The sequence below is a fragment of the Fusobacterium sp. JB019 genome (genome assembly GCA_030673965.1).
Lineage (GTDB): Bacteria > Fusobacteriota > Fusobacteriia > Fusobacteriales > Fusobacteriaceae > Fusobacterium_B.
The window spans coordinates 22,547-29,002 of sequence record JAUTCN010000016.1 but is presented as its reverse complement, the minus strand read 5'-3'; the positions used below and the strand labels follow the sequence as shown (position 1 = coordinate 29,002).

General features: G+C 27.2%; 9 protein-coding genes. All 9 read right to left on the bottom strand.

What is annotated here, in order from left to right:
- Nucleotides 1-456: 3-hydroxyacyl-CoA dehydrogenase NAD-binding domain-containing protein (locus Q7K47_08770; GenBank protein ID MDP0507291.1), on the bottom strand; the 456-nt coding region annotated here is incomplete at its 3' end.
- 11 nt (nucleotides 457-467) lie between these two features.
- Nucleotides 468-1,559: a glycosyltransferase family 4 protein gene (locus tag Q7K47_08765; protein MDP0507290.1), complete on the bottom strand. Its 1,092-nt coding sequence runs from the start codon at nucleotides 1,557-1,559 to the stop codon at nucleotides 468-470.
- Between the two features lie 21 nt (nucleotides 1,560-1,580).
- Nucleotides 1,581-2,537 carry an ATP-grasp domain-containing protein gene (locus Q7K47_08760; GenBank protein ID MDP0507289.1) on the bottom strand — a complete coding sequence of 319 codons (957 nt, stop codon included), beginning with the start codon at nucleotides 2,535-2,537 and terminating at the stop codon, nucleotides 1,581-1,583.
- Nucleotides 2,524-3,141 carry a sugar transferase gene (locus Q7K47_08755; GenBank protein ID MDP0507288.1) on the bottom strand — a complete coding sequence of 206 codons (618 nt, stop codon included), beginning with the start codon at nucleotides 3,139-3,141 and terminating at the stop codon, nucleotides 2,524-2,526. The genes Q7K47_08760 and Q7K47_08755 overlap by 14 nt, the downstream gene beginning before the upstream one ends.
- Nucleotides 3,134-4,315, bottom strand: coding sequence for a LegC family aminotransferase (locus Q7K47_08750; protein ID MDP0507287.1), 1,182 nt, complete (start codon nucleotides 4,313-4,315; stop codon nucleotides 3,134-3,136). Before Q7K47_08750 ends, Q7K47_08755 begins: the two co-directional genes overlap by 8 nt.
- A gap of 14 nt (nucleotides 4,316-4,329) precedes the next feature.
- A complete protein-coding gene (locus Q7K47_08745) occupies nucleotides 4,330-4,572 on the bottom strand; it encodes a polysaccharide biosynthesis protein (GenBank protein MDP0507286.1) in 243 nt (80 codons plus the stop codon).
- Between the two features lie 220 nt (nucleotides 4,573-4,792).
- Complete coding sequence (locus Q7K47_08740; protein ID MDP0507285.1) at nucleotides 4,793-5,389, bottom strand: hypothetical protein; 597 nt, start codon at nucleotides 5,387-5,389, stop codon at nucleotides 4,793-4,795.
- A 31-nt stretch (nucleotides 5,390-5,420) separates the two neighbouring features.
- Complete coding sequence (locus Q7K47_08735) at nucleotides 5,421-5,627, bottom strand: hypothetical protein (protein ID MDP0507284.1); 207 nt, start codon at nucleotides 5,625-5,627, stop codon at nucleotides 5,421-5,423.
- 20 nt (nucleotides 5,628-5,647) lie between these two features.
- A complete protein-coding gene (locus Q7K47_08730; protein ID MDP0507283.1) occupies nucleotides 5,648-6,442 on the bottom strand; it encodes a hypothetical protein in 795 nt (264 codons plus the stop codon).
- Between the last annotated feature and the right edge of the window lie 14 nt (nucleotides 6,443-6,456).

The following is a 6,456-nucleotide window of genomic DNA, read 5'->3' as shown; positions in this document are numbered from 1 at the left end:
TTCAGGATTTGATGCTACTTCCACTCTTACATCATTAACTAAAAAATCATTTATGAATTGCTCTACCTTATCATTTGTTCCCACTGGAACTGTAGATTTTACAACTACTAAACAATCTTTTTCTATATTTTCTGCAATTTGTCTTGCTACTGTTGCAATATATGAAAGATTAGCTGCACCATTTGGCAGTTCAGGTGTTCCTACTCCTATAAATACTACGTCAGCATTTTTATATGCTGTTTTATAGTCTGTTGTATAATGTAGTCTTCCTTCTTTATAATTCTTTTGCATAAGTTCTTCTAGACCTGCTTCATAAATTGGAGAAACTCCACTTTCCATTAATTTAACTTTTTCTTCATCAATATCTACGCAAGTAACCATATGTCCCATTTCAGCAAAACAAACTCCTGCCACAAGTCCAACATATCCAGTTCCTGCCACTGCTATTTTGTACATAATGACCACCTTTATTTAATTTTATTTATTTCTTTTAAATAAGAATCAATAACTATATTTCTATCAAATTGTTTTTCTGTTTTTTTTCTACCATTTAATCCCATTTTTTTCTTTTCTTCATGGGAAAGTTTTAAAAATTTTTCAACTTTTTCAATTAAATCCTTAGTATTTTTTTCTTTTACTATAAAACCATTTATATTATCATCAACAATTTCTCTACAACCACTTCTATTAGTTGTTATAATAGGCTTCCCTGATGCACAACTTTCTAGTAAAACATTTGAAATTCCTTCAGGATAATAAGTAGGGTGGATTGTACAATGAATATTTTCTAAAAATTTATGCATATCTTTTACGACACCTTGATAATTTATATATCCTTTTTTTTCATATTTTTTAAGTGTTTCTATATAATCTTCCTCACAAGATCCACAAATATAAAAATTAATATTTGAATATTTATTTTTTATATATTCTGCAACTTCTAAATATTGGTCTATTCCTTTTTCTTTCATTATTCTACTGATAAATACAAAATTTATTTCTTTTTCCTCAGATGGATATTTTTGTAATGCAAATTTTTCTAAATTTACTCCAGACCCAGGTATTAATTGGTAATGTTTTAAATTAAATCCTTTTTTTAAAAAAAATTGCTTATTCTCTTCATTTTGAAAAAATACGCAATTTACATTTTTAAAAACAATCCTATATAAATAAATCAGAATTTTTTGCATAAAATTTTTGTTTTCTAAAGCTGTCCCTAATCCTGTTATATTAGCTAAATATGGAATTTTTAATAATCTACAAATCATTCCACCATAAATATTTGGCTTTATAGTATACGTCAAAACAACATTAGGCTTTATATTATTTATTATTTTTTTATATTTTTTTAATAATTTAAAATCTTCTATTATATTCTTGCTACGCCTTGATATTTTAGTCTCAATATAGCTACACCCTAATTCTTTTACCTTGTAAACATAACTTCCTCTAGGACATGATATATATACATCATACTTATCTTCTATTAACTTTCTTAACAGCTCTCCTCTGAAATGCCATAATCCACTAGAACTATTTGCCAATATTAATACTTTCATATTTCTATTTCCTTTCTAATTTTATTCAAATATCGCTGTATCAAACCTTAAGGAAAGCATATTATCCTTATAATTTTCATTATATTCTAATTTTTCTCCTGAAAATATTTTATATAAATTCATTGGAGAATCAGCTCCTGATTCAAAACTCATTGGAGCTCCTCCTGCAAATCTTCCATTTATTTCTAATATATAAATTTCACCATCTTTTTTCATACAATCAAAATTAATTTCTCCTATAGAAGGCAATACTTTCATTAAATTTTTAGAAATCTCTATTATTTTTTTATCTTTTTCTATTCTACCCTTTGTTATTTCTCCCTCTCTAAAAGCTAATCTATTTTTTGGAACTGCTGTAATTATATTTGAATCTAAATCATTGAATACATCTACACAATATTCTGTACCATCTATAAATTCTTGTATTAAAGGATTAGGTACATAATTTTTAAAAAATTCTAATTCTTTTTCACTATTTATTTTAAAATTATTAAAACTAGAACTTCCATTTAATGGTTTTATAAATAAAGGGAAATTATAATTTTTATTTTTTATATCTTCTTTTGTTATAGTTTTTGGAACTTTAAACCCCTTTTCTTTTAAAAATATTTCTGTTTTTATTTTATCTCTCATTATTTTTATGCTATTTAAATCAGAAACAATAACTTTTGCTCCTGATTCTTTGAATATTTTTTCTTTATTTTCAGAATATAATATTAATTCTGGATCTATAGTTGGAATAATCATTGATATATTTTCTTTTTTACAAATTTTTATTACTTTAGAAATAAAATTAGAATCAGTGACTTTTGGAACTAAATAATAGTTATCAACAAATCTTAATCCTGGAGCTGTTTCATTATTATCTATTCCTATTAATTTGCTTTTTATGTTTAATTTTTTACTTGCTCTTCTAAAATAATTAACTAATTCAACTCTTCTTCCAACACTTGAAAACAACACATTAATTTCTTCCATTTTCTCCCCCCTTGAAAGCTTCCATTGTGGCTTCCCCTTCTTGAGATATTCCTTCATGTATAAATATTTTTTTTATTGTTGCAAATATTATTTTCATATCTAAAATAATATTAAGATTATCTACATACTTTATATCATAATCAAATTTTTCTTCCCAAGAAATAGCATTTCTTCCATTAACTTGAGCTAATCCAGTAATTCCAGGCTTTACTTCATGTCTTCTTAATTGACGTTTATTATATTCTTTTAAATAAGCTATGAGCAATGGCCTTGGACCTACTAAACTCATATCCCCTTTTAAAACATTAAAAAATTCAGGTATTTCATCTAGGCTAGTTGCTCTTAACATTTTTCCAAAATCAGTAAGCCTTTTTTCATCTGAAAGTAACCTTCCATTTTCATCCTTTTCCTCAGTCATAGTTCTAAACTTATACATAGTAAATATTTTTTCATTAAGACCTGGTCGTCTTTGTTTAAATATAGTAGGACTTCCTAATTTTATTCTTACTAATATACTTACCACTATATATACCCACCAAAACATTAAAAAAAATCCTAAAGAAAAAATTATACCAAAGACTCTTTTCCAAAACTTTCTATACACTTTTTTTAAACTCCTTTAATTTTTTTATCACTATGTCCTCTTCTTCTTCACTTAAGTTTGAACTACATGGAATATTTAATATTTTTTCATAATATTCTAGGGATTTTTCTATCTTATAGGCTTCATTATTTACAAATGGTTTTTGTTCATGAATAAGTCCCCAGATTGGTCTTGTTTGAATATTAGATTCTCTTAATTTTTCTAATAACTCATCTCTATCAAGACCATATTTTTCCTTTTCAACTAATACTGAATAAAACCAATGATTTGATCTTGTTCCCTCATTAAATGGAAGTAATGTTAAGCCATCTATATTATCAATAGCTTTTTTATAATCATTAAAATGTTTTATCTTTATTTTTATAAAACTTTCTAATCTATCAATTTGATCTGTTCCAAGAGCAGCTTGAAGATTTAACATTCTGTAGTTATATCCTATTTCATTGTGAACAAAATATAAGGGATCTGTCTTTGCTTGTACTGATAAGAATCTAGCTTTTTGTAATAATTTATCATCACTAGATACTATCATTCCTCCTCCACCAGTTGTTATTATCTTATTTGCATTAAATGAAAATACTCCCATATCTCCCATAGTTCCTGCAAATTTACTAGCGTATTTACCTTTCATGTATTTAGTTCCAAGACCTTCTGTAGCATCTTCTAAAACTTTTAGTTTATATTTATGTGCTATTTCTATAATTTTTTCCATATCTGCCATATTTCCAAATACATGAACAACTACAATAGCTCTTACTAATCTATTTGTTTTCTTATTATAAAGATGTTCTCCATATATAATGCATTCATTAGCACAAAATTCTTGTAATTTTATTGGATCCATACAAAAACTTTTGTCACAATCCATAAATATTGGTTCTGCTCCAAGATATGTAACTGGATTAACAGCTGCTATAAATGTTAATGTTGGAACAATAACTTCCTCATCTCTTCCTACTCCAAGAACTCTTAAAGCAATATGAAGACCTGCAGTTCCACTTTGAACTCCTACAGCTTCCTTAACTCCCACATATTTTGCAACCTTTCCTTCAAACTCAGGAATAAATCTTCCTCCAGTTGATATCCAACCACTTTCCAAACATTCTTTTAAATTATTAAGTATTGGCCCTACTTCAATATTTGGTACTGAAAGACCTATTAATTTATCTTCCATATTAGATCATCCTCCTAGTTATACTCAGCCTCATTGTATATTTTTATCATGTCATATATAACTTTCCTTATCTTTTCCTTACTGTCCTCTTTTATAGAAGATTTTAGTTGATTTAGATAATACCTTATATCCAAATCATTTTCTTCAATTTCTGTTATAAATATCTTATTATTTTCTGTTTTTTTAGCTTTGTCTTTGTTATATAATAATTCCTCATAAAGTTTTTCACCAGAACGAAGTCCTGTAACCTCGATCATCAAAGGTTTGTTCCTTTCTTCCTAGTAAATCATATATATTTATGTTTCTAACTTGATTTACTAAAGGTTTATTATTCAATATCTCTAATATATAGGGAAGTATTTTTATATCTAAGTTTTCTAAATTTTTTATTTTCTCATAAATCCTATTAATCCCTTGTCTGTTCATGGAAGGAATAGCTATTATAAAAATATCTATATCTAATTTTTTTATAATTTCCTAAGCTTTTTTCCCATTCCCATAAACCTTTATTCCATTTATTAATATTAAATTTTTTTTAGAATCATCATCTAAAAATCCACATATTTTATATGGAAAATTTTTATTTAGTCTACTTTCACGAAGTAAAGAAATACCAGCTTCCCCAGCTCCGTAAATTAATGCTTTTTTCTTACTCAATTTTTCACTTATTTTACCCTTAACTTTTTTAGAATAACCCTCTTTTTTTTGTATTCTAAACAAGAGTCTTAATAAAAGTTGAAGACTTGTTGAAAAAATAAATAGTAAAAATAAAAATTTAAATTCTGGAATTTCATTAATCAACAAAAAAATCCCAATAATTAATGTTGCAATTACATTTATAGACACTAGAGACAATACATCTCTAGTGTCTGTATAACTCCAACTTACTGCGATATTATTTCTTATTGAGGCTATTAAAAAATCAATTGTTAAATATATTAAAATTATTATTATATTTTTTTGATAAATTTTATTATAAAGAATAAAACTTGCAAGCATTCCTGCAAATAAGATAAAAAATATATCTAGCCAAATTTTCACTATAGTTCTTCTATTTTTTAATATTCTTATCATAAACTTGCCCCCTAAATATTCTTGATGTTATCTATTTTGCTTTATATGCTGTTGTTACACTTCCAATAACAACATCTCTTGGAATAATAGCCATTGTTTGTCCCTTTGGTAATGCTCCTGGCATCATTGCATTTGCAAAGGATTTACCTAAGCTTACAGGTGGCTTAGGAGTATTTGGATTATGTGCAGCAAAAGAAACACTTGCCAAGGCCACGAACATTATTATTAATTTTTTCATAATTTCCTCCTTTAATAAATTTATAGATGAAATGCTACTGATACAGTTCCTATGAAAGATACCTTATCTTCTTCTCTTTCTTTAGTTACATCATATGCTGCTAAAGTAAAAGTTACTGGTAATCTAGGAAATGGTACAATTCCAACTCCTAATGTTGTTACCTTTGAAGTATAATCTGCTACTAAACTAAGTTGAGGCATTACATACACTGCTCCTGATACAAATGGATAAATATGATTTTTCTTATCCCCTTCTTCATTTATTTTTGCATAGTTATTATTTCCAGCTCCCACTGAAAATACCATAGGTGCTATATCATTTGGAAATAATTTAGTCATTGATAAATACATGCTTGGATTTTCATCATAATCTGAACCATTATCATGCCATAAATTAATACTATCTATCCCAACAGCAATTCCAAGCAATTGATCTCTAAAATTATGCCCTGCAGCAATATTTAAAGATCCTCTATTAAAAGCTCCCCCATCATTTGGGTCAATGCTTCCTATTGTTAGGGAAATATCTCCACCTATTTTAGTAGGATCTCCGTACCCCATACCTATAAGCATTCCTCCATCTGTAACCTCTCTATCTTGTAAGTAAGCTAAACTAAAGTATCCAGCCTCTGCTCTACTTACCATTCCTGATGGTGCTCCTAAACTAAAAGTTGGTATCGCTTTTACTTCTTCAAATGTATCAACCTTGTATATAGCTAGTTCATGAAGTGCATATTTTTGTAGTTTTTTTATACTAGCTGGAGCCAAATTACTTAGTACCAACATTCCCAAAACAACTTTTTCAAATCTTTTCATCTCATTCTCCTTTC